General features: G+C 71.0%; 15 protein-coding genes and 2 pseudogenes. 6 read left to right on the top strand and 11 right to left on the bottom strand.

The genetic code is table 11. The annotated features are described in order from the left end of the window. Positions 1 to 122 precede the first annotated feature (122 nt). Entirely contained in the window at positions 123 to 896 is a 774-nt protein-coding gene (pgl, locus tag BLV39_RS13830; protein WP_090790837.1) for a 6-phosphogluconolactonase, read from the top strand. 4 nt (positions 897 to 900) lie between these two features. Here pgl and BLV39_RS13825 read toward each other — a convergent pair whose 3' ends face one another. The 10 genes from BLV39_RS13825 to BLV39_RS13780 all read right to left on the bottom strand — a co-directional run bounded on the left by BLV39_RS13825 (position 901) and on the right by BLV39_RS13780 (position 10,356). Further along, positions 901 to 1,245 carry an RNA polymerase-binding protein RbpA gene (locus tag BLV39_RS13825; protein ID WP_090790835.1) on the bottom strand — a complete coding sequence of 115 codons (345 nt, stop codon included), beginning with the start codon at positions 1,243 to 1,245 and terminating at the stop codon, positions 901 to 903. 159 nt (positions 1,246 to 1,404) lie between these two features. After that, a complete protein-coding gene (gene secG / locus BLV39_RS13820; protein WP_090790834.1) occupies positions 1,405 to 1,659 on the bottom strand; it encodes a preprotein translocase subunit SecG in 255 nt (84 codons plus the stop codon). An 83-nt stretch (positions 1,660 to 1,742) separates the two neighbouring features. Further along, a complete protein-coding gene (tpiA, locus tag BLV39_RS13815) occupies positions 1,743 to 2,534 on the bottom strand; it encodes a triose-phosphate isomerase (protein ID WP_090790832.1) in 792 nt (263 codons plus the stop codon). After that, entirely contained in the window at positions 2,534 to 3,730 is a 1,197-nt protein-coding gene (locus tag BLV39_RS13810; protein WP_090790831.1) for a phosphoglycerate kinase, read from the bottom strand. Before BLV39_RS13810 ends, tpiA begins: the two co-directional genes overlap by 1 nt. 5 nt (positions 3,731 to 3,735) lie before the next feature. Next, positions 3,736 to 4,740: a type I glyceraldehyde-3-phosphate dehydrogenase gene (gap, locus tag BLV39_RS13805; RefSeq protein ID WP_090791508.1), complete on the bottom strand. Its 1,005-nt coding sequence runs from the start codon at positions 4,738 to 4,740 to the stop codon at positions 3,736 to 3,738. A gap of 142 nt (positions 4,741 to 4,882) precedes the next feature. Then, positions 4,883 to 5,863, bottom strand: coding sequence for a DNA-binding protein WhiA (gene whiA / locus BLV39_RS13800; RefSeq protein WP_090790830.1), 981 nt, complete (start codon positions 5,861 to 5,863; stop codon positions 4,883 to 4,885). 59 nt (positions 5,864 to 5,922) lie between these two features. Next, on the bottom strand, positions 5,923 to 6,876 hold the full coding sequence (locus BLV39_RS13795) for a gluconeogenesis factor YvcK family protein (RefSeq protein ID WP_090790828.1): 954 nt from the start codon (positions 6,874 to 6,876) through the stop codon (positions 5,923 to 5,925). After that, entirely contained in the window at positions 6,876 to 7,769 is an 894-nt protein-coding gene (gene rapZ / locus BLV39_RS13790) for an RNase adapter RapZ (protein ID WP_176984885.1), read from the bottom strand. The genes BLV39_RS13795 and rapZ overlap by 1 nt, the downstream gene beginning before the upstream one ends. A gap of 11 nt (positions 7,770 to 7,780) precedes the next feature. Then, positions 7,781 to 9,805 (bottom strand): excinuclease ABC subunit UvrC, encoded by a 2,025-nt coding sequence (uvrC, locus tag BLV39_RS13785; RefSeq protein ID WP_090790826.1) that lies wholly within the window; start codon positions 9,803 to 9,805, stop codon positions 7,781 to 7,783. A gap of 80 nt (positions 9,806 to 9,885) precedes the next feature. Continuing rightward, a complete protein-coding gene (locus tag BLV39_RS13780; protein WP_090790824.1) occupies positions 9,886 to 10,356 on the bottom strand; it encodes a Rieske (2Fe-2S) protein in 471 nt (156 codons plus the stop codon). 202 nt (positions 10,357 to 10,558) lie between these two features. On the opposite strand from BLV39_RS13780, the gene BLV39_RS13775 reads away from it, so the two are divergent. Beyond that, a complete protein-coding gene (locus BLV39_RS13775) occupies positions 10,559 to 11,479 on the top strand; it encodes an aminoglycoside phosphotransferase family protein (RefSeq protein WP_090790822.1) in 921 nt (306 codons plus the stop codon). 869 nt (positions 11,480 to 12,348) lie between these two features. Here BLV39_RS13775 and uvrA read toward each other — a convergent pair. Further along, positions 12,349 to 15,306, bottom strand: a pseudogene (gene uvrA / locus BLV39_RS13770) (excinuclease ABC subunit UvrA); the annotation flags it as partial. A 242-nt stretch (positions 15,307 to 15,548) separates the two neighbouring features. Between uvrA and BLV39_RS13765 the strand changes: the two are divergent. From BLV39_RS13765 to BLV39_RS45320, 4 genes and pseudogenes are all read left to right on the top strand, one after another. Continuing rightward, the gene (locus tag BLV39_RS13765) at positions 15,549 to 16,823 is read left to right on the top strand and encodes a GGDEF domain-containing phosphodiesterase (RefSeq protein ID WP_176984884.1); all 1,275 of its coding nucleotides are present in this window, start codon (positions 15,549 to 15,551) and stop codon (positions 16,821 to 16,823) included. Between the two features lie 64 nt (positions 16,824 to 16,887). Next, positions 16,888 to 17,706, top strand: coding sequence for a helix-turn-helix transcriptional regulator (locus BLV39_RS13760; RefSeq protein WP_090790815.1), 819 nt, complete (start codon positions 16,888 to 16,890; stop codon positions 17,704 to 17,706). A 113-nt stretch (positions 17,707 to 17,819) separates the two neighbouring features. Beyond that, positions 17,820 to 18,581: a DeoR/GlpR family DNA-binding transcription regulator gene (locus BLV39_RS13755; RefSeq protein WP_090790814.1), complete on the top strand. Its 762-nt coding sequence runs from the start codon at positions 17,820 to 17,822 to the stop codon at positions 18,579 to 18,581. Further along, a pseudogene (locus BLV39_RS45320) lies at positions 18,578 to 19,370 on the top strand (1-phosphofructokinase family hexose kinase); the annotation flags it as partial. The gene BLV39_RS13755 and the pseudogene BLV39_RS45320, both read left to right, overlap by 4 nt. Positions 19,371 to 19,412: the final 42 nt, after the last annotated feature.

Genomic DNA, 19,412 nt, shown 5'->3' with positions numbered 1-19,412 from the left:
CAGGTGGAGGACATGCCGCCGCGCACCGGCGACCGGGTCCGCCCGGCCTCGGCCGGCGCCGGCACCGCACAGGGCTCGGCGCCCACCACGCCGTCGGCCCCCGCCGAGCAGGGCACCGACGGATGAGCGAGACCAGCGTCATCGTCCACTCCGACCCCGACGTGCTGGCCCACTCCGTGGCAGCGCGGCTGGTGGTCACCCTGATCGACGCCCAGGCCGAGCGCGGCGCGGCGTCCTGGGTGCTGACCGGCGGCCGGATCGCCGGCGCGGTGCACCGCGCGGTCCGCGACTTCCCGGCCAGCGACGCGGTCGACTGGACCCGCGTCGACTTCTGGTGGGGCGACGAGCGGTTCCTGCCGGCCGGTCACCCGGACCGCAACGAGACCCAGGCGCGCGAGCAGCTCCTCGACGCGCTGCGGGTGCCGGCGGCCCGGGTGCACGCGATGCCGCCCTCGGACGGCCCGGACGGCAACGACCCGGAGGCGGCCGCGGCGCGCTATGCCCAGGAGTTGGCCCGGGCGGCCCGCCCCGGCACCGCTCCGCTCCCCCACTTCGACGTGCTGATGCTCGGCGTCGGCGAGGACGGCCACGTCGCGTCGGTGTTCCCGGAGCACCCGGTGGCCTACGAGACGCGCCCGGTGAGCGCGGTGCGGGGCAGCCCGAAGCCACCGCCGGTGCGCACCACCCTGACCCTGCCCACGCTCAACACCGCCGACCAGGTGTGGCTGGTAGCCGCCGGCCCCGACAAGGCCGGCGCGGTCGGCATGGCGCTGACCGGGGCAGGCCCGGTGCAGCTACCGGCAGCCGGAGTGCACGGCGTCAACCGCACGATCTGGCAACTCGACAGCGCCGCCGCGACCCAGGTCCGCCGGACCTTCCGCAGCGTTAGGAGCTAGGTCTTCAGAGGCCGCCGCGGCGCTGGCGTAGGTTGGCCAGCGCCTCGGCGAGGATGGCCGCGCCGTCCGCGTCGCTGCGCCGTTCCTTCACGTACGCCAGGTGGGTCTTGTAGGGCTCTGGGCGCTGTCGGCCGGGCGGGTTCGCGGCGTCCAGGCCGGCGGGCTGCCCGCAGCGGGGGCAGTCCCACGTCGCCGGCGGCGCGACCTCGGCCGCCAGGGAGATCTCCACGGTGTGGTCGTTGGCGCACCAGTAGGTCACCGGGCGCCGCGGTGCTGGCTCGCACCGCTCGCTTGGGCGGATCGGGCCGGAACCGACCCGGGTGCCACGGATTGCGCTGCCGCTGGGCACGGTATGTCGCTCCTGTCGTCGTGCGGGGGTCGGCCGCGGGGAATGCGGCGTCGCGGACGCGGTGAAGCGGAACAAACGTGAGCTGTGAAAACATTCGTGCGCGGTTCGGAACAGGTCCGAACCGCGCACGAGTTTACGACTATTTGGTCGGGATCGGTGCTATCCCGCGACGGCGAGTTTGAGCCAGAGGCCCAGACCCACGATGCACGCGAACCAGACGATCCCCACCAGGATGGTGTATCGGTCCAGGTTTTTCTCGGCGATGGACGAGCCGGCGAGGTTGGTGCTGACGCCGCCGCCGAACATGCTGGACAGGCCGCCACCCTTGCCGCGGTGCAACAGGACCAGCATCGTCAGCAGCACGCTCGTGATGATCAGCAACACGATCAACGTGTAGGCGAATGCGATCGGCATGGTGGTGGTCTTTCCCTTCGGTGGGCGCGACTCCGCAAGGATAGCGGCCGGGTTCGCGGAGTGCGGACCCGGCCACCATGCCTCTACTTCTTGATGTGCTCCGGGAACCGGACGATCTGCACGAACTCCTCGGCGTCGATGCTCGCACCGCCGACCAGAGCGCCGTCCACGTCCGGCTGGGCCATGATCGCGGCCACGTTGTTGGCCTTGACCGAGCCGCCGTACAGGATGCGGGTCACGTCTGCCGTCTCGGAGTCGAACCGCTCGGCGAGCCGCGTCCGGAGCGCCCCGCAGACCTCCTGGGCGTCCTCCGGGGTCGCGGTCTTGCCGGTGCCGATCGCCCAGACCGGCTCGTACGCGATCACGACCTTGCGCACCTGCTCGGCCTTGAGCCCGTCGAGCCCGGCGTCGAGCTGGGCGACGCAGTGCGCCACCTGCTCGCCGGCCTCGCGGACCTCAAGGCCCTCACCGATGCAGAAGATCGGCGTGAGCTCGTTGGCCAGCGCCGCCTGCACCTTCGAGTTGACCACCTGGTCGTCCTCGTGGTGGTACTGCCGGCGCTCGGAGTGCCCGACCACGACGTACGAGCAGCCGAGCTTGGCCAGCAGCGGACCCGAGATGTCGCCCGTGTAGGCGCCACCCTTGTGCGGCGAGAGGTCCTGCGCGCCGTACCCGATCAGCAGCTTGTCGCCGTCGACCAGGGTCTGCACGCTGCGCAGGTCGGTGAACGGCGGGATCACCACTGTCTCGACGTCGGTGAGCTGCTGCTCGTTGAGGCTGAAGGCCAGCTTCTGCACGAGCCCGATGGCCTCGAGGTGGTTGAGGTTCATCTTCCAGTTGCCGGCCATCAACGGCCGGCGCGACTGCGGCGCCATCAGGACTCCAGAGCGGCGATGCCGGGAAGGCGCTTGCCCTCCAGGTATTCCAGCGAGGCTCCCCCGCCGGTCGAGATGTGGCCGAACGCGTCCTCGTCGAGGCCGAGCGCGCGCACCGCGGCCGCGGAGTCGCCACCGCCGACGACGGTCAGGCCGTCGACCTTCATGATCGCCTCGGCCACGCCCCGGGTGCCCGCCGCGAACGGCGCCAGCTCGAACACGCCCATCGGGCCGTTCCAGAACACGGTGTGGGCGTCCGCGAGCGCACCGGCGAACGCGGCGACGCTGTCGGGGCCGATGTCGAGCCCGAGCCGGTCGGCCGGGATCGCGTCAGCGGGCACCACGTCGTGGTCGGCGTCGGCCGAGAAGCCGGTCGCGGCCACCACGTCGGTCGGCAGCACTATCTTGTCGCCGCCGCGGGCCAGCAGGTCGCGGCAGGTGTCGAGCATGTCTTCCTCGAGCAGCGACTTGCCGATCTCGTGGCCCTGCGCCTTGAGGAACGTGAAGCACATGCCGCCGCCGACCAGGAGCCTGTCGACCTTGGGGAGCAGCGCCTCGATGACGGCGAGCTTGTCGGAGACCTTCGCGCCACCGAGCACCACCGCGTACGGCCGCTCGGGGCTCTCCGTCAGCCGGGCCAGCACCTCGACCTCGCGCAGCACCAGGCCACCCGCGAAGTGCGGGAGCCGGGCCGGCACGTCGAAGACGCTGGCGTGCTTGCGGTGCACGGCACCGAACGCGTCGTCGACGTACGCCTCGGCGAACGCGGCGAGCTGGTCGGCGAACGCGCCCCGCTCGGCGTCGTCCTTGCTGGTCTCGCCGGCGTTGAAGCGCAGGTTCTCGAGCAGCAGCACCTGGCCGCCACCGAGAGCCGCCACCTTCTCCGTCGCGTCCGGGCCGACGGTGTCGGTGGCGAAGTGGATCTCGCCCTCGAGCAGTTCACCGAACCGCTGCGCGACCGGCGCCAGCGTGTACTTCGGGTCGGGCGCGCCCTTCGGGCGGCCCAGATGGGACATCACGATCACCGAGGCGCCCGCGTCGCGGAGCGCCTTGACGGTCGGCAGGACTGCCCGGATGCGGCCGTCATCGGCGATCACACCGGGGTCGTTCTTCTGGAAGGGGACGTTCAGGTCGGCGCGTACCAGGACGCGCCGACCCGCGACTCCCTCCGCGAGGAGATCGTCAAGCGTCTTCATGATGCTCAGAGCGAGGTCCCGACGAGCTTGACCAGGTCCACCAGGCGGTTCGAGTAGCCCCACTCGTTGTCGTACCAGCCGACGACCTTGACCTGGTTGCCGATCACCTTGGTCAGGCCCGAGTCGAAGATGCACGACGACGGGTCGGTGACGATGTCGGTCGAGACGATCTCGTCCTCGGTGTAGGTCAGGTAGCCGTTGAGCGCACCCGCGGCGGCTTCCTTCATCGCGTTGTTGACCTCTTCGACCGTGGTCTCGCGACCCACGTTGACGGTCAGGTCGGTGGCCGAGCCGGTCGGGATCGGCACCCGCAGCGCGTAGCCGTCGAGCTTGCCCTTGAGCTCCGGCAGCACGAGGCCGATCGCCTTGGCGGCACCGGTCGAGGTCGGCACGATGTTCAGCGCGGCGGCGCGGGCCCGGCGGAGGTCCTTGTGCGGGCCGTCCTGAAGGTTCTGGTCCTGCGTGTACGCGTGGATCGTGGTCATCAGGCCGTGCTGGATCGTGAAGGTGTCGTTGAGCACCTTCGCCATCGGTGCGAGGCAGTTCGTGGTGCACGAGGCGTTCGAGATGATCGTGTGCTTCGCGGGGTCGTACAGGTTGTCGTTGACACCCATGACCACCGTGAAGTCCTCGTGCTTCGCCGGCGCGGAGATGATGACCTTCTTGGCACCGCCGTCGACGTGCGCACGGGCCTTGGTGCCGTCGGTGAACAGGCCGGTCGACTCGATCACGACGTCGGCGCCCAGGTCGCCCCAGGGCAGCTTGCCCGGGTCGCGCTCGGCGAACACCTTGAACGTGTGGCTGCCGACCGAGATCTCGTCGGAGGTCGCCTTCACCTCGTACGGGAGCCGACCCAGGATCGAGTCGTACTTCAGCAGGTGGGCGAGGGTCGCGTTGTCGGTGAGATCGTTGGCGCCGACAAGCTGGACGTCCGCCCCGGAGGCGAGGACGGCCCGGAAGAAGTTGCGGCCGATGCGGCCGAAGCCGTTGATGCCAACCCGGATGGTCACAGGTTTCATCTCCTTGATGATGAGATTGCCGGCCGCCGCGATCATCGCGTACGCCGGCCGGTGTTAGAACCGGTTGCCGGCCCCGTCGCCGTACCTGACGACCCTATCTGAGCTACCTGTTGGGTGTTACGGCAGGTCGCGCTCAGACCACCAGCATGTCGGGCGTCACAGCGGCCTCGGTGTCCGGAATGCCCAGATCGCGGGCCCGCTTGTCGGCGAGCGCCAGCAGGCGCCGGATCCGGCCGGCGATCGCGTCCTTGGTCAACGGCGGATCGGCCAGCGCGCCCAGCTCCTCCAGGGAGGCCTGGCGGTGGTCGAGGCGCAGCTTGCCGGCCGAGGTCAGGTGGTTGGGCGCGTCGTCGGCGAGGATCTCCAGCGCCCGGGTGACCCGGGCCGCCGCCGCCACCGCCGCCCGCGCCGAGCGGCGCAGGTTGGCGTCGTCGAAGTTGGCCAGCCGGTTGGCGGTCGCCCGCACCTCGCGCCGGACCCGGCGCTCCTCCCAGGCCAGCACGCTGCTGTGCGCGCCGATCCGGGTGAGCAGCGCGGAGATCGCGTCGCCGTCCTTGACCACGACCCGGTCGACGCCGCGGACCTCGCGGGCCTTGGCGGTGATGCCCATCCGCCGGGCGGCACCGACCAGCGCCAGCGCCGACTCCGGGCCCGGGCAGGTGATCTCCAGCGCGCTGGAGCGGCCGGGCTCGGTCAGCGAGCCGTGCGCCATGAACGCGCCCCGCCACGCCGCCACCGAGCAGCAGACGTTGCCGGAGACGACGTGCTGCGGCAGGCCACGGACCGGACGGCCGCGGACGTCGAGCAGGCCGGTCTGGCGGGCCAGGATCTCGCCGTCCTTCACCACCCGCACGATGTAGTGGCTGGCCTTGCGCAGGCCGCCGGAGGCCAGCACGTGGATCTCACTCGGGTAGCCGTAGACCTCGGCGATCTCCCGGCGCAGCCGGCGGGCGACCGCCCCGGTGTCGAGCTCGGCCTCGACCACCACCCGGCCCGAGACGATATGCAGACCGCCGGCGAACCGCAGCAGCGCGGCCATCTCGGCCCGCCGACAACACGGTTTGGGCACGTCGACCCTGCTCAGCTCGTCCTTGACCGCGGCGGTCATCGCCATAACTAATCGTCACCTCGCGTGCCGGTTCTCCGGCCCGAAGCCGGTGGGTTCTCACGTGCTTAACGACTGGCGCCCAGGACAGGCACCAGGGCCTTCCCCAGGGCCGCGGGATCGTGTCTGGGACTCCCGTCGGCGACCGCCACCGGGGCGAGCACCAGCCGCGCACCCAGCGATTCTGCCGCACGACGGACGGGTTCGGGGTCACCGACAGCGGTCCCGTCGGCGAGAACCGTGTCGACTTTCAGCGCGGGCAGGTACCAGCGCAACGCCGCCAGGTGATCAGCAGCCGACAGCCCCCAGGTTTCGGGTTCGGCGGCCAGGTTGAGTGTCACCAATCGGCGCGCCGGGCTGGCCACGATCGCGGCGGCCAGCTCGGGCACCAGCAGGTGCGGGATCACGCTGGTGTACCAACTGCCCGGCCCGAAGATCAGCCAGTCTGCGGCCTCGACCGCCGCCACCGCCTCGGGACACGCCGGAGGGTCGGCCGGTGTGAGCCGGACCGCCTCGACGTGACCGGGCGCGACCGCCACCGCGTGCTGCCCCACGACGGTGAGCAGCATCCCCGGCCGACGGGGATCGGCACCCCGGATGTCGGCCTCGATGCCCACCGCCTTGACCGCCATCGGCAGCACCCGGCCGGAGGCGTCGACCATCCGGGCCGCGTGATCCAAAGCGGACACCGGGTCGCCGAGCTGTTCCATCAGCCCGACGAGTACCAGATTTCCGACAGTGTGGCCGTCGAGCGAGCTGTGGTCGCGCCCGTCGGGCGCGAACCGGTGCTGGAAGAGCTCGGCGGTCTGCTGCGTGTCGGGCCGTTCGGCGGCCAACGCGGCCAGCGCCTGGCGCAGGTCGCCGGGCGGCAGGGCGGACCGCTCGGCGCGCAGCCGGCCGCTGGACCCGCCGTCGTCGGCGACCGTCACGACCGCCGTGATGTCGAGGTCGCGGCCCTGGCCGCGCAGCGCGCGCAGCGAGGCGGACAGGCCGTGGCCGCCTCCGAACGCGACGACGCGCATCACTCGCGCCCCAGGTCACGGTGCTGCGCGGAGGCCGACACCCGGGACTCGCGCAGCCGGGTGGCCAGCTCCTCGGCGATCGCGACACTGCGGTGCTTGCCACCCGTGCAGCCGACGGCGACGGTCAGGTAGCGCTTGCCCTCGCGCTCGAAGCCGGGCGCGGTGCCGACGATCAGCCGGGAGTACGTGTCGACGAACGGCACCGCACCGTGCTGGCCGAGCACGTAGCCGCTGACCGCCTCGTCGCGGCCGGTCAGGTCACGCAGCTCCGGCACCCAGAACGGGTTGGGCAGGAAGCGGGCGTCGAGCACGAAGTCGGCGTCGGGCGGCAGGCCGTATTTGAAGCCGAAGCTGAGCACGGTCACCCGGAGCCGGCGCGCGTCCTCGCCGCCGAACATCTCCTCGACCCGGCGACGAAGCTGGTTGACGTTGAGGTGGCTGGTGTCGATGATCACGTCGGCCTGCTCGCGGGCCTCTTCGAGCAGCTTGCGCTCGGCCGCGATGCCGTCGGCCAGCCGGCCGTCGCCCTGGAGCGGGTGCGAGCGCCGGACGCTCTCGAAGCGCCGGATCAGCACGTCGTCGGCGGCGTCCAGGAACACCACGTGCGGGTTGAAGCCACGTTCCTTCAGCGCGTGCACCGCGCCGGTCAGGTCCGCGGAGAACGCGCGGCTGCGCACGTCGAGCACCATGGCGGTGAGCCGGGCCGGGCTGCCGGCCGCGTAGGCCAGCTCGGCCATCTCCAGCATGAGCGCCTGGGGCAGGTTGTCGACGACGTAGAAGCCGACGTTCTCCAACGCGCGCGCGACCGTGCTCCGGCCGCCGCCCGAGACGCCGGTAACGATCACGAGCGTGGTGTCGGACCGGTCCAGCTCGTCGTTCTCCCGCTCACCCACGACGCGAAATCCTAGGCATCGCGGTAAACATCGGACTCATCGCCCTCTTCCGTCCCGGGCGCCGCCTGCGGCGCCCCTGTGTCTGGTGGGTTTTCGGGGTGTTCGGCCGGTGTGGGTGGCTCGCCGCCGAGCGCGGCCTTGATCGCCTCGGCGGTGACCCGGCCGATGCCCGGCACCGACGAGATCTCGTCGACCGAGGCGGCGGTCAGCCGCTTGACCGAGCCGAAGTGCCGCAGCAGCGTCTTGCGCCGGATCTCGCCGAGCCCCGGGATGCTGTCGAGCTGCGACGCGGTCATCCGCTTGGAGCGGCGCTGCCGGTGGAACGTGATGGCGAACCGGTGCGCCTCGTCGCGGACGCGTTGCAGCAGGTAGAGGCCCTCGGACGTGCGCGGCATGATGACCGGGAACTGGTCGTCGGGCACCCACACCTCTTCGAGCCGCTTGGCCAGCCCGCACAGCGCGATGTCGTCGATGCCCAGGTCGCGCAGGACCGCGGCGGACGCCTGCACCTGCGGCTCGCCGCCATCGACCACCACAAGCTGCGGCGGGTACGCGAACCGGCGCGGCTTGCCCGTGCGCGGGTCGATGCCCGGCCGGTCGGGATCGATCTCCATCTCGTCGCCGAGCTCGCCGGTCTCGGCCCGGGCGTCGAGGTAACGGGCGAACCGGCGGCGCAGCACCTCGGAGATCGCGGACAGGTCGTCGGTCGCTCCCCTGATCACGAAGTGCCGATATTCACTCTTGCGAGCTAACCCGTCCTCGAAGACGACCATGCTGGCCACCACGTCGGTGCCCTGGATCTGGGAGATGTCGTAACACTCGATGCGCAGCGGCGCGGTCTCCATGCCGAGCGCCTCGGCGATCTCCTCCAGCGCCTGGCTGCGGGTGGTCAGGTCGGCGCTGCGCTTGAGCTTGTGGCGGGTCAGCGCCTCCTGCGCGTTGCGGGCGACGGTCTCGAGCAGGGCCTTCTTGTCGCCCCGCTGGGGGACACGCATCGTCACCCGGCTGCCCCGGTGCTGGCTGAGCCAGTCGGAGAGCGCGTCGGCGTCGGCCGGGACCGCCGGCACCAGCAGCTCGCGTGGCAGGTCGGACTCGCCCTGCTCGCCGCCGTAGACCTGCGAGCAGAAGTGGTGCACCAGGTCGCCGGTGCTCAGGTCCTCCGTCTTTTCCACGACCCAGCCACGCTGGCCGCGGACCCGCCCGCCGCGGACGTGGAAGACCTGGACGGCCGCCTCCAGCGGGTCTTCGGCGAAGGCGACCACGTCGGCGTCGGTGCCGTCACCGAGCACGACGGTCTGCTTCTCCATCGCCCGGCGCAAGGCGGCGACGTCGTCGCGGAGGCGGGCGGCCCGCTCGAACTCGAGCTGCTCGCTGGCCTCGAGCATGTCGCGCTCCAGCCGGCGTACCAACGTGTCGGTCTTGCCCGCCATGAAGTCGACGAAGTCGTCGACGATCTGCCGGTGCTCGGCGGCGGACACGGAGCCGACGCACGGCGCCGAGCACTTGCCGATGTAGCCCAGCAGGCAGGGACGGCCGATCTGGCCGGCCCGCTTGAAGACGCCCTTGGAGCAGGTGCGGGCCGGGAAGACCCGGAGCAGCAGGTCGAGCGTCTCGCGGATGGCCCAGGCGTGCGAATAGGGACCGAAGTAGCGGACACCCTTGCGCTTGGCGCCGCGCATCACCTGCAGCCGGGGATATTCCTCGTCGAGCGTGACGGCCAGATAGGGGTACGACTTGTCGTCGCGGTAACGGACGTTGAACCGCGGGTCGTATTCCTTGATCCAGGTGTATTCCTGCTGGAGCGCCTCGACCTCGGTGCCGACGGTGATCCAGTCGACCGAGGTCGCCGTGGTGACCATCTGGCGGGTGCGCTGGTGCAACCCGAACGGATCGGCGAAGTAGGAGTTGAGTCGGCTGCGCAGGCTCTTGGCCTTGCCGACGTAGATGACCCGGTTGGTCGCGTCCCGGAACCGGTAGACGCCCGGAAGGTCCGGAATCGAGCCCGATGGGGGCCGGTAGGTCGACGGGTCAGCCACGGCGGCAAGCGTAACGCTCGCCTACGACAAGATCGTTTGATCTTGGTGACCGACCCGCCGACCCTTGCTGCGGCCGTGGGCTAGGCCAGGACGATGTCGTCGCCCTTGACCGTGACCTCGCGGGCGGTCAGCGGCCGGGTGGCCGGCCCGTTACGCGGCTCGCCGCTGTCCAACGCGAACTTGCTGCCGTGGCAACTGCAGTTGATCGTGCCACTGTCGACGCTGGCGATCGGGCAACCCTGGTGGGTGCAGACCGCGCGGAAACCGCGGAACTGCCCCGCGGTCGGCTGGGTCACCACCATCTCCGTCGCTGCGAAGATCGCGCCGCCACCGACCGGCACGTCACTCACCTTGCCCACGACCTCGCCGCCGCCGGTGTCGCCGCCCGGCTCCTCGGCCTGGTCCGTGGGCTCCGGGTCGGCACCGTTGTTGGCCGCCCCGGTCCCGGCCGGGTCGTCGCTGCCACATGCCGCCAGCACGGACACGGCCCCCACCGCTCCGACGCCGGCCAGCAGCGTGCGCCGGCTCGTCACCGCCTCTTCCCTACTCATCCGCTATGCCTCTCCTCGGCCGCACGGTCAGTTGAATGTTTGACTTCCCCGCCAACCCATACGCAGGTCGGCGGTCCCCGGTTCATCACGCGCGGGTCAGGACAATTCGTTCGGCGCACGATACTGATTCAAGCTTGTGAGCTGCTGAGAGGCCGCCGAGATAGAGATACACGTCGCGTCGGTCGTCTGGTTGGCTGGCGTGATGTCGCTTGTGCGGCCGACGTTGCCCGTGGTCCGTCAACTGGGCGGGCTGGCCTCGGCCCAGCCGTGGTTGGCGTCGCTGCCGGCGCTGGTCGAGGAGGTCCGCACCGAGTTCGACCTGCGGTTGTCGCCGCCGTTGCACGGCGGCTCGTGCAGTTGGGTGGCGCCGGCCTCGCTGCCCGACGGCACCCCGGTGATCGTCAAGATCGGCTGGCCGCACCGGGAGATGCTCGGCGAGCCCGCCGCCCTGCGACGCTGGAACGGCCGTGGCGCCGTCCGCCTGATCGCGTCGGACCCACAGCGGCACGCCCTCGTGTTGGAGCGGTGCCTGCCAGGCGACCAACTGGCTTCCGCCGGTGGCCCGGCCGAAGAGCGGCTGTCTGCCGGGTGCGGGGTGTTGCGGTCGCTGTGGTCGGCACCGTTGTCGCCGCCGATCGAGGAGATCGAGGAACTGGCCACGGTGACCGCCGAGTGGGCGGACCTGGTCGAGGAGCGAATGGACCGGCTCCGGCCCGGCTACGACCCAGGCCTGGTAGCCGAGGGCGCGCGCCTGCTCCGCGAACTGCCGGCGTCGGCGGACCGCCGGGTACTGCTGCACGGCGACTTCAACCCGGGCAACGTGCTCGCCGCGCGCGGCGGCACCTGGGTCGCGATCGACCCGAAGCCGATGGTTGGCGATCCGGCGTACGACCCGTGGCCGATGCTGGAACAGATCTCCGACCCGTTCGCCACGGCTGACCCAACGCGGACGCTGTGGGCCCGCTGCGGCGTGTTGGCGGACGAGCTCGCCCTGGAGGCGGACCGCATCGTGCGATGGTCGGTGGCCCGTCGCGTGGAAACAGCCCTCTGGGCAGCACACCACGGCAACATCGAGGGCGGCGCGGCCATCATGCGAGAGGCCCGGATCCTCGCAAACCTGTAACCACGCGGACGCGAGGCGTCAGCGACCCGCCACCGACGTCGTCCGAGGTCGCGGCGGCGATGTGCCATGTCGTGTTCGAGCGGGGATACAGGTGTGTTCGAAGAGCCGACATGTTCTTTCATGTACGTACGTGGAAAAGCATGTGGGCTTCCGGGAGACGCCACCGCCGGACGGATGACACACCCGGACGGCAACACGCCAGCAAGCGCGACCGCGCAGACGTGATGATTCGCAGGACACGGCCTGACGCGCGGCTCGGGCAGCGGGCGCGCGAACACAGACCCCGGACCCGCAGCGCGCGCGACGGACGCGCGAACACAGATCCCGGACACCCGACGTAGGCCGGGGACACACGGCGCGGGCCGCAGACACGCGCCGCGCGGCACAGAGCCACGCGGCGCGGGCCGCAGACACACAACGCGGGCCGCAGACACACAACGCGGGCCGCAGACACACAACGCGGGCCGCAGACACACAACGCGGGCCGCGGACACACAACGCGGGCCGCGGACACACGGCGCGGGCCGCAGACCGGCGGCGGACCTTTAGCCGCGAGTGCGCGTGGTGGCCTTCGAGGCTGTCCGGGCGCGGGGCGCGGCCTTCTTCACTGGCTTCTCCTCCGCCGCTGGCGTTGCCTTGGCTCGGGTGGTGCCTGTGGCCTTGGCCGCCTTTGCGGCGGTGGTCTTGGCCGTCGTGGCCTTGGCGGTGGTGGCCTTGGTCGCCTTCGCCGCGGTGGCCTTGGCCGCGGTTGCCGGCTTCGGGTCCGCGGTCGCGGCACGACCCGTGCTCGCGGTCGCCGCCGCGGCCCGGCCGTTGCCTGCCGTGGCCTTGCCGTTGCCCGCCTTGCCGTTGCCCGACTTGCCGTTGCTCGCCTCGGCGGGGTCGGCCTTGCCGTTGGCGGCTGCGGCCGTGCCCGACTTGCCGTTGGCGCCGTTGGCCTTGGCTGCTCGGGCGGTTGCCTTTTCTGAGCCCTTGGCCGGGCCGGTGAGCTCCAGCGTGTGGCGCAGGAACTGGCCCGTCGCGCTCTCCGGGACCTCGGCGATCTCCTCGGGCGTGCCCGCGGCGAGCAGCAACCCGCCTCGGTGGCCGCCCGACGGGCCCATGTCGATGATCCAGTCGGCGGTCTTGATGACGTCGAGGTTGTGCTCGATGACGATGACCGTGTTGCCCTTTTCGACCAGGCTTTCCAGGACCTTGAGCAGCTTGCGGATGTCTTCGAAGTGCAGGCCCGTGGTGGGCTCGTCCAGGACGTAGACCGTGCGGCCGGTCGAGCGCTTCTGGAGCTCCGACGCGAGCTTGACTCGCTGGGCCTCGCCGCCCGACAGGGTGGGGGCCGGTTGGCCCAGGCGGACGTAGCCCAGGCCGACGTCGACCAGGGTCTTGAGGTGGCGGTGGATCGCCGGGATGGCCTCGAAGAAGGTTGACGCCTCCTCGATCGGCATCTCCAGGACCTCGGAGATCGTGCGGCCCTTGTAGTGCACCTCGAGCGTCTCGCGGTTGTAGCGGGCGCCCTTGCAGACCTCGCAGGGCACGTACACGTCCGGGAGGAAGTTCATCTCGATCTTGATCGTGCCGTCGCCCGCGCAGTTTTCGCAGCGGCCGCCCTTGACGTTGAAGGAGAAGCGGCCCGGGCCGTAGCCGCGGACCTTTGCCTCGGAGGTCTCGGCGAACAGCTTGCGGATGTTGTCGAAGACGCCCGTGTAGGTCGCGGGGTTGGACCGTGGCGTGCGGCCGATCGGCGACTGGTCGACGCCGACCACCTTGTCGAGGTCGTCGAGGCCGGTGACCCGCAGGTGGCGGCCCGGCACGAGGCGCGCGCCGTTGAGCTGGTTGGCCAGCACCGTGTAGAGGATGTCGTTGACCAGCGTGGACTTGCCCGAACCGCTGACGCCGGTGACCGCGATGAACTGGCCGAGCGGGAACGGCACCGTCAGGTTCTTGAGGTTGTGCTCGCGGGCGCCGACCACGACCAGCTCACGGCCGGCCGTGGCCGGTCGGCGGATCATCGGGGTCGGGATCTGCCGGCGGCCGGACAGGTAGGCGCCGGTGACCGATTCCTCGTTCTTCAGCAGGTCGTCGAAGGAGCCACTGTGGACGATCTCGCCGCCGTGCTCGCCGGCGCCCGGGCCGATGTCGACGACCCAGTCGGCCGTGCGGATGGTGTCTTCGTCGTGCTCGACGACGATCAGCGTGTTGCCCAGCCGGCGCAGCCGGACCAGCGTCTCGATCAGCCGGTGGTTGTCGCGCTGGTGCAGGCCGATCGACGGCTCGTCGAGCACGTAGAGCACGCCGACCAGGCCGGAGCCGATCTGGGTGGCCAGCCGGATGCGCTGCGCCTCGCCGCCGGACAGGGTGCCGGCCGGGCGGTCGAGCGAGAGGTAGTCGAGACCCACGTCGACCAGGAACCGCAGCCGGGCGTTGATCTCCTTGAGCACCCGCTCGGCGATCAGCTTCTGGCGGTCGTTGAGCACCATCGCACCGAGCAGCTCGGCGGTGTCGCCGACGGACATGCCGGTGACCTCGGCGATGTTGCGGCCGTCGATGGTGACCGCGAGCACCTCGGGCTTGAGCCGCGCGCCGCCGCACACCGAGCACGGCACGTCGCGCATGTAGCCCTCGTATTTGTCGCGCGACCACTCGGACTCGGTGTCACCGTGCCGGCGCTCGATCCACTGGATCGCGCCCTCGAAGCCGGTGTAGTAGGAGCGCTCGCGACCGTATTTGTTGCGGTAGCGGACGTGCACCTGGTCGTTCGAGCCGTAGAGGATCGTCTTCTGCGCGCGGTTGGACAGCGCGCGCCACGGCGTGTCGAGGTCGAAGTGCTCGGCGTCGCCCAGTGCCTGGAGCAGCCGCAGGAAGTATTCGAGTGTCTGGTTGGTCGACCACGGCTGCACCGCGCCCTCGCGCAGGGTGCGCTCGGGGTCGGGAATCACCAGCTCGGGGTCGACCTCCTTCTTGGTGCCGATGCCGGTGCACTCCGGGCAGGCGCCATAGGGCGAGTTGAACGAGAACACCCGGGGCTCGAGGTCCTCGATCGCCAGCGGGTGGTCGTTGGGGCAGGCCAGGTGCTCGGAGAAGATCCGCTCGCGGGCCGGCGAGTCGTCGGGCTCGTCGACGAACTCGAGCAGGACGACACCGGCGGCCAACCGCAGCGCGGTCTCGATCGAGTCGGTCATCCGCTGCTTGGCGGACGCCTTCACCGCGAGCCGGTCGACGACCACCTCGATGGTGTGCTTCTCCTGCTTCTTGAGCTTGGGCGGCTCGGTCAACGGGTGCACCACACCGTCGACCCGGGCCCGCGCGAAGCCCTTGGACTGAAGCTCGGCGAACAGGTCGACGTATTCACCCTTGCGGCCCCGGACCACCGGCGCGAGAACCTGGAAGCGGGTGCCGTCGGGCATCGCGAGCACGCGGTCGACGATCTGCTGCGGGCTCTGCCGCGAGATCGGCTCACCACAGACGGGACAGTGCGGCTCGCCGACCCGGGCGTAGAGCAGGCGGAGGTAGTCGTAGACCTCGGTGATGGTGCCGACCGTCGAGCGCGGGTTGCGCGAGGTCGACTTCTGGTCGATCGAGACGGCCGGGCTGAGGCCCTCGATGAAGTCGACGTCAGGCTTGTCCATCTGGCCGAGGAACTGCCGAGCGTACGAGGATAGTGACTCTACGTAACGTCGCTGACCTTCTGCGAAGATCGTGTCGAACGCGAGGCTCGACTTGCCGGACCCGGACAGCCCGGTGAACACGATCATGGCGTCGCGGGGCAAATCCAGGTTGACGTCGCGCAGGTTGTGCTCCCGCGCGCCGCGCACGATCAGTCGGTCGGCCACAGCCCAGCCCACTCCTGACATGATGGAAGACCTGCAGAATCTCTGCCGTGGCAACTTTAGCCGCGGGGTATGACACTTTTCCTGACCCAGGCATTCCCCCAATCAGGGGAGATGTCAGGGGCCGGTGATTTCGGTCATTTTGGGTACCCGATTTGCCCGACCCATCACGTACCGTAGGGCGTCCGGTAATCACAGTGCGCAGGGCCGTCGGCTGGGGCGACCCCACGTGCTCAGGGGGAAATGTGACAGCGGACCTGACGACGCGCGTGCCTATTCCGCCGACAACGGTCGAATCGACTACTCTGTGTAATCACCTTGCCACGCTTGCCCGCGAGCGCGGCACCGGGTACGCGGTCGCCCGGTTCGCGATCTACGACTACCGCGAGATCCGCACCACCCTGGGCTCCTCCGCGGCCACCGAGCTGCTCGAACGGATCGGCTCCCGGATCAGGTCCCGCCTGGAGCCGGGCGACCTGTTGTCGGTGCTGCCGGACGGCAACATGCTGCTCGCGCTGGACAACCCCGACGGGCTGGAAAAGCGCATGCACGAGCTGGTCGCGCAGGGCAGCGGCTGGACCCCGACGGTGTACGGGCAGCTCAGCGCCGGTGCTGCCGTGGCCCGCCCGGGCGACGACGGCGAGACCGTGCTCTCCCGGGCCAGCCTGGCCCTGGAGGACGCCGGCCGGCGCGCGCCGGGCGCCGTCACCGTCTGCGGCAGCCCGATGGACGCCGACGCTCTCCAGCGCGTGTCCCTCGACATAGACCTCCGGCGTGCCGTCGAGGCCGACCGCCTCACCGTGCACTACCAGCCCGTGGTCGCGCTCGACGGTGGCCGGATCGTCGGGCACGAGGCGCTGGCCCGGTGGCCCGACCAGGAGCGCGGCTGGGTGTCCCCCGACGCTTTCATCGCCGCCGCCGAGCGCAACGGCCTGATCAGCGACATCGGGCTGCGGGTGCTCCGCCGGGCACTGCGCGACAAGCGCCGCTACGGCAGCTACCGCAACACCTGGCTCTCGGTCAACGTGAGCGTGGTGCAGCTCGAGGACGAGGCCTTCGCCGGTCAGGTGCTGCGCGCACTCGACGAGGAGGGCATCCCCGCCGACGAGCTGCGCATCGAGGTCACCGAGTCGGCGCTGCTGGCGTCGGCCCGCTCCCGCGCCCAGCTCATCGAGCTGCGCAGGGCCGGCATCCGGATCCTGGTCGACGACTTCGGCACCGGCTTCTCCTCGCTGGCCAGCGTCCGCCGCCTGCCGATCGACGGCATCAAGATCTCCCGGGAGCTGCTCCACGACGAGGAGCCGGGACTTCCCGACCCGACGGTGGTACGGGCGGTGCGCCTGCTCGCCGCCGGTGCGGGAGTCACCGACATCATCGCCGAGGGGGTGGAGAGCGCTCTGGAGGTACGCACGCTCGCCGCGCTCGGGATGCCGTACGCGCAAGGCTTCCATCTCGGTCGTCCGGCGCCGGCCTCGCGCGCACTGCGCTGGCCGGGCACCCCGCTCGTCTCGCCCAACTGACCTGCGGTTCCCTGGTAGTACGGGGACCACGCACGGCGTCCCGCGCGCGCCTATCGTCGATGGCGTGGAGACCAGCAACGCCCTCGGCGACTTCCTGCGGGCGCACCGGGAGCGGATCACGCCCGCCGAGGTCGGTCTGCGCCCTGGCGTCGGCGTCCGTCGGGTGCCCGGGCTGCGCCGCGAAGAGGTGGCGATGCTGGCCGGGATCAGCTCCGACTACTACCTGCGCCTGGAGCAGGGCCGTGACCGGCACCCGTCCGTGCAGGTGCTCGACGCCCTCGCCCGGGTGCTCGGGCTCGACGCGGACGCCACCGCATACATGATCAGTCTCAGCCAACCGGCCTCGCGCGCCCCCGGCCGCCCCGCGGCGACCGCCATCCCCGAGAGCATCCGGTACTTCCTCGACGCGCAGACCGTTCCCGCGTTCGTGCAGACCCGCTGGCTCGACGTGCTGGCCGCCAACCGGATGGCGGTCGCGCTGTCGCCGAACCTCGTTCCCGGCGTCAACCGGCTGCGCCAGGTGTTCCTCGACCCGGCCGCGCGCACCTTCCACCGGGACTGGCCCGAGGCGGTCGCCCACGTGGTCGCCGGGCTGCGCGCCGACGCGACCGGGCACGGCGACGATCCGCGACTGGCCGCATTGGTCGGCGAGCTGTCCCTGAAGAGTCAGGAGTTCCGCGAGCTGTGGGCCCGGCACGACGTGCGCCGGCCCGAGGCCCGGCTCAGCCTGATGCACCATCCCGAGGTCGGTGACCTCGACCTGTTCGCGGAGAAGCTGACGATCGCCGGCACCGACGGCCTGATGCTCGGCATCTACCACGCCGAACCGGGCACCGAGTCGGCCCGCTCCCTGTCGTTGCTCGGGTCGCTCGCCGCCTCCTAGTCCGCTCCCCTGCCCCGGCCGTACCCCACGGTTCGGGGCATTTCCATGTCTTGACTTCCCACAGACTCAAGCGTAAACAGAAACAAAACAAAGTGATACGGAGGCAAAGCAACATGTACGCGGAGGAGCGGCAAGAGGAGATCCTGCGGCTCGCCCGTGCTCAGGGGCGGGTCGACGTGACCGCGCTGGCCGAGGGTCTTCAGGTCACCGCGGAGACCGTCCGCCGCGACCTGACCGTCCTGGAGCGGGCCGGCGTGCTCCGCCGGGTGCACGGCGGTGCGATCCCCGTCGAGCGGATCGGCTTCGAGCCGGCCCTCGCCGCCCGCGACTCCGTGCTGATCACCGAGAAGGAACGCATCGCGAAGGCGGCCCTGGCCGAGCTTCCGGACGAGGGCTCCGTCATCCTCGACGCCGGCAGCACGACCGCCAGGCTGGCCCACGCGTTGCCCACCGACCGCGAGCTCTCCGTCGTGGTCAACTCGCCCGTGCTGGCCACCGTGCTCGGCACCCGGGCCAACCTCACCGTGTTGTTGCTGGGTGGCCGGGTCCGCGGCAAGACCCTGGCCACCGTCGACGACTGGGCCCTGCGCCCGCTCGCCGACATGTACGTCGACGTCGCGTTCATGGGCACCAACGGCTGCTCGGTCGAACGCGGCCTGACCACCCCCGACCCGGCCGAGGCGACGGTCAAGCGGGCGATGATCGCCGCGGCCCGCCGGGTGGTGCTGCTCGCCGACCACACCAAGGTCGGCAACGACTACCTGGCCCGGTTCGGCGCGCTCACGGACCTCGACGTGCTGATCACCGACAGCGGCCTCGACAACGAACTGGCGGGCGACGTCGAGGCGACCGGCGTCCGCGTGGTCCGCGCATGATCGTCACCGTCACCCTCAACCCGAGCCTGGACCGGGCGATCGAGATCGACTCCCTGGCCCGGGGCGATGTCATCCGGGCCCGCTCAGGCCGCCTCGACCCGGGCGGCAAGGGTGTCAACGTCTCCCGCGCACTGCTAGCCAACGGAGTCGCGTCACGCGCGGTCCTGCCGTGCGGCGGCGACGAGGGCGCGCAGTTGGTCCGCCTGCTCGCCGAAGAGGGCGTCGACCTGGTCGCCGTCCCGATCGGCGGCCACACCCGCTCCAACATCACCCTCGCCGAACCCGACGGCACGGTGACCAAGGTCAACGAGCCCGGCCCGACGCTGTCGGCGGTCGAGTTCGACGCCGTCACGGGCCAGGCGCTGGCCGCGGCCGGGAGCGCCGGCTGGGTGGTGGTCTGCGGCAGCCTGCCGCCGGGCGTCACCCCGGAGGCGTTCGGCCGGCTGTGCCGGCGGATCGTCGCGGCCGGGGTACGGCTCGCGGTCGACACGAGTGGGCCGGCGTTGCGGTCCGCGGCCGAGGCCGGCGCCCATCTGGTCAAGCCCAACCGCGAAGAACTGTCCGAAGTGGTCGGCCACCCGCTCGCGGGCCGGTCCGACGTGGTCGAGGCAGCCGATCGGGTACGCGCCTGGGGCGCGGGCGCGGTCCTAGCCAGCCTCGGCGCCGAGGGCGCCATCCTCGTCACCGCCGACACCGTCGTCAGCGGAGCGTCGGTGGTGCCGGCACCCCGCAGCACGGTCGGCGCCGGCGACGCGCTGCTGGCGGGCTTCCTGGCCGCCCTCAGCGCCTCGGACGCCGCCGTTGCCGCAACGACCGCCAACACCGGTGCGG

Source organism: Asanoa ishikariensis, assembly GCF_900107455.1.
In the GTDB taxonomy this organism is placed as follows: domain Bacteria; phylum Actinomycetota; class Actinomycetes; order Mycobacteriales; family Micromonosporaceae; genus Asanoa; species Asanoa ishikariensis.
Note: the sequence above shows the minus strand (reverse complement) of the source record. Positions and strands in the feature narration are given on the sequence as shown.

Bases quoted from the DNA above. Each gene is read 5' to 3' on its own strand.
- pgl (WP_090790837.1), top strand. From the start codon at position 123: ATGAGCGAGACCAGCGTCATCGTCCACTCCGACCCCGACGTGCTGGCC.
- secG (WP_090790834.1), bottom strand. From the start codon at position 1,659: ATGCCGATCGCATTCGCCTACACGTTGATCGTGTTGCTGATCATCACG.
- tpiA (WP_090790832.1), bottom strand. From the start codon at position 2,534: ATGGCGCCGCAGTCGCGCCGGCCGTTGATGGCCGGCAACTGGAAGATG.
- BLV39_RS13810 (WP_090790831.1), bottom strand. From the start codon at position 3,730: ATGAAGACGCTTGACGATCTCCTCGCGGAGGGAGTCGCGGGTCGGCGC.
- whiA (WP_090790830.1), bottom strand. From the start codon at position 5,863: ATGGCGATGACCGCCGCGGTCAAGGACGAGCTGAGCAGGGTCGACGTG.
- BLV39_RS13795 (WP_090790828.1), bottom strand. From the start codon at position 6,876: ATGCGCGTCGTCGCGTTCGGAGGCGGCCACGGCCTGTCCGCCTCGCTG.
- BLV39_RS13780 (WP_090790824.1), bottom strand. From the start codon at position 10,356: ATGAGTAGGGAAGAGGCGGTGACGAGCCGGCGCACGCTGCTGGCCGGC.
- BLV39_RS13775 (WP_090790822.1), top strand. From the start codon at position 10,559: ATGTCGCTTGTGCGGCCGACGTTGCCCGTGGTCCGTCAACTGGGCGGG.
- BLV39_RS13755 (WP_090790814.1), top strand. From the start codon at position 17,820: ATGTACGCGGAGGAGCGGCAAGAGGAGATCCTGCGGCTCGCCCGTGCT.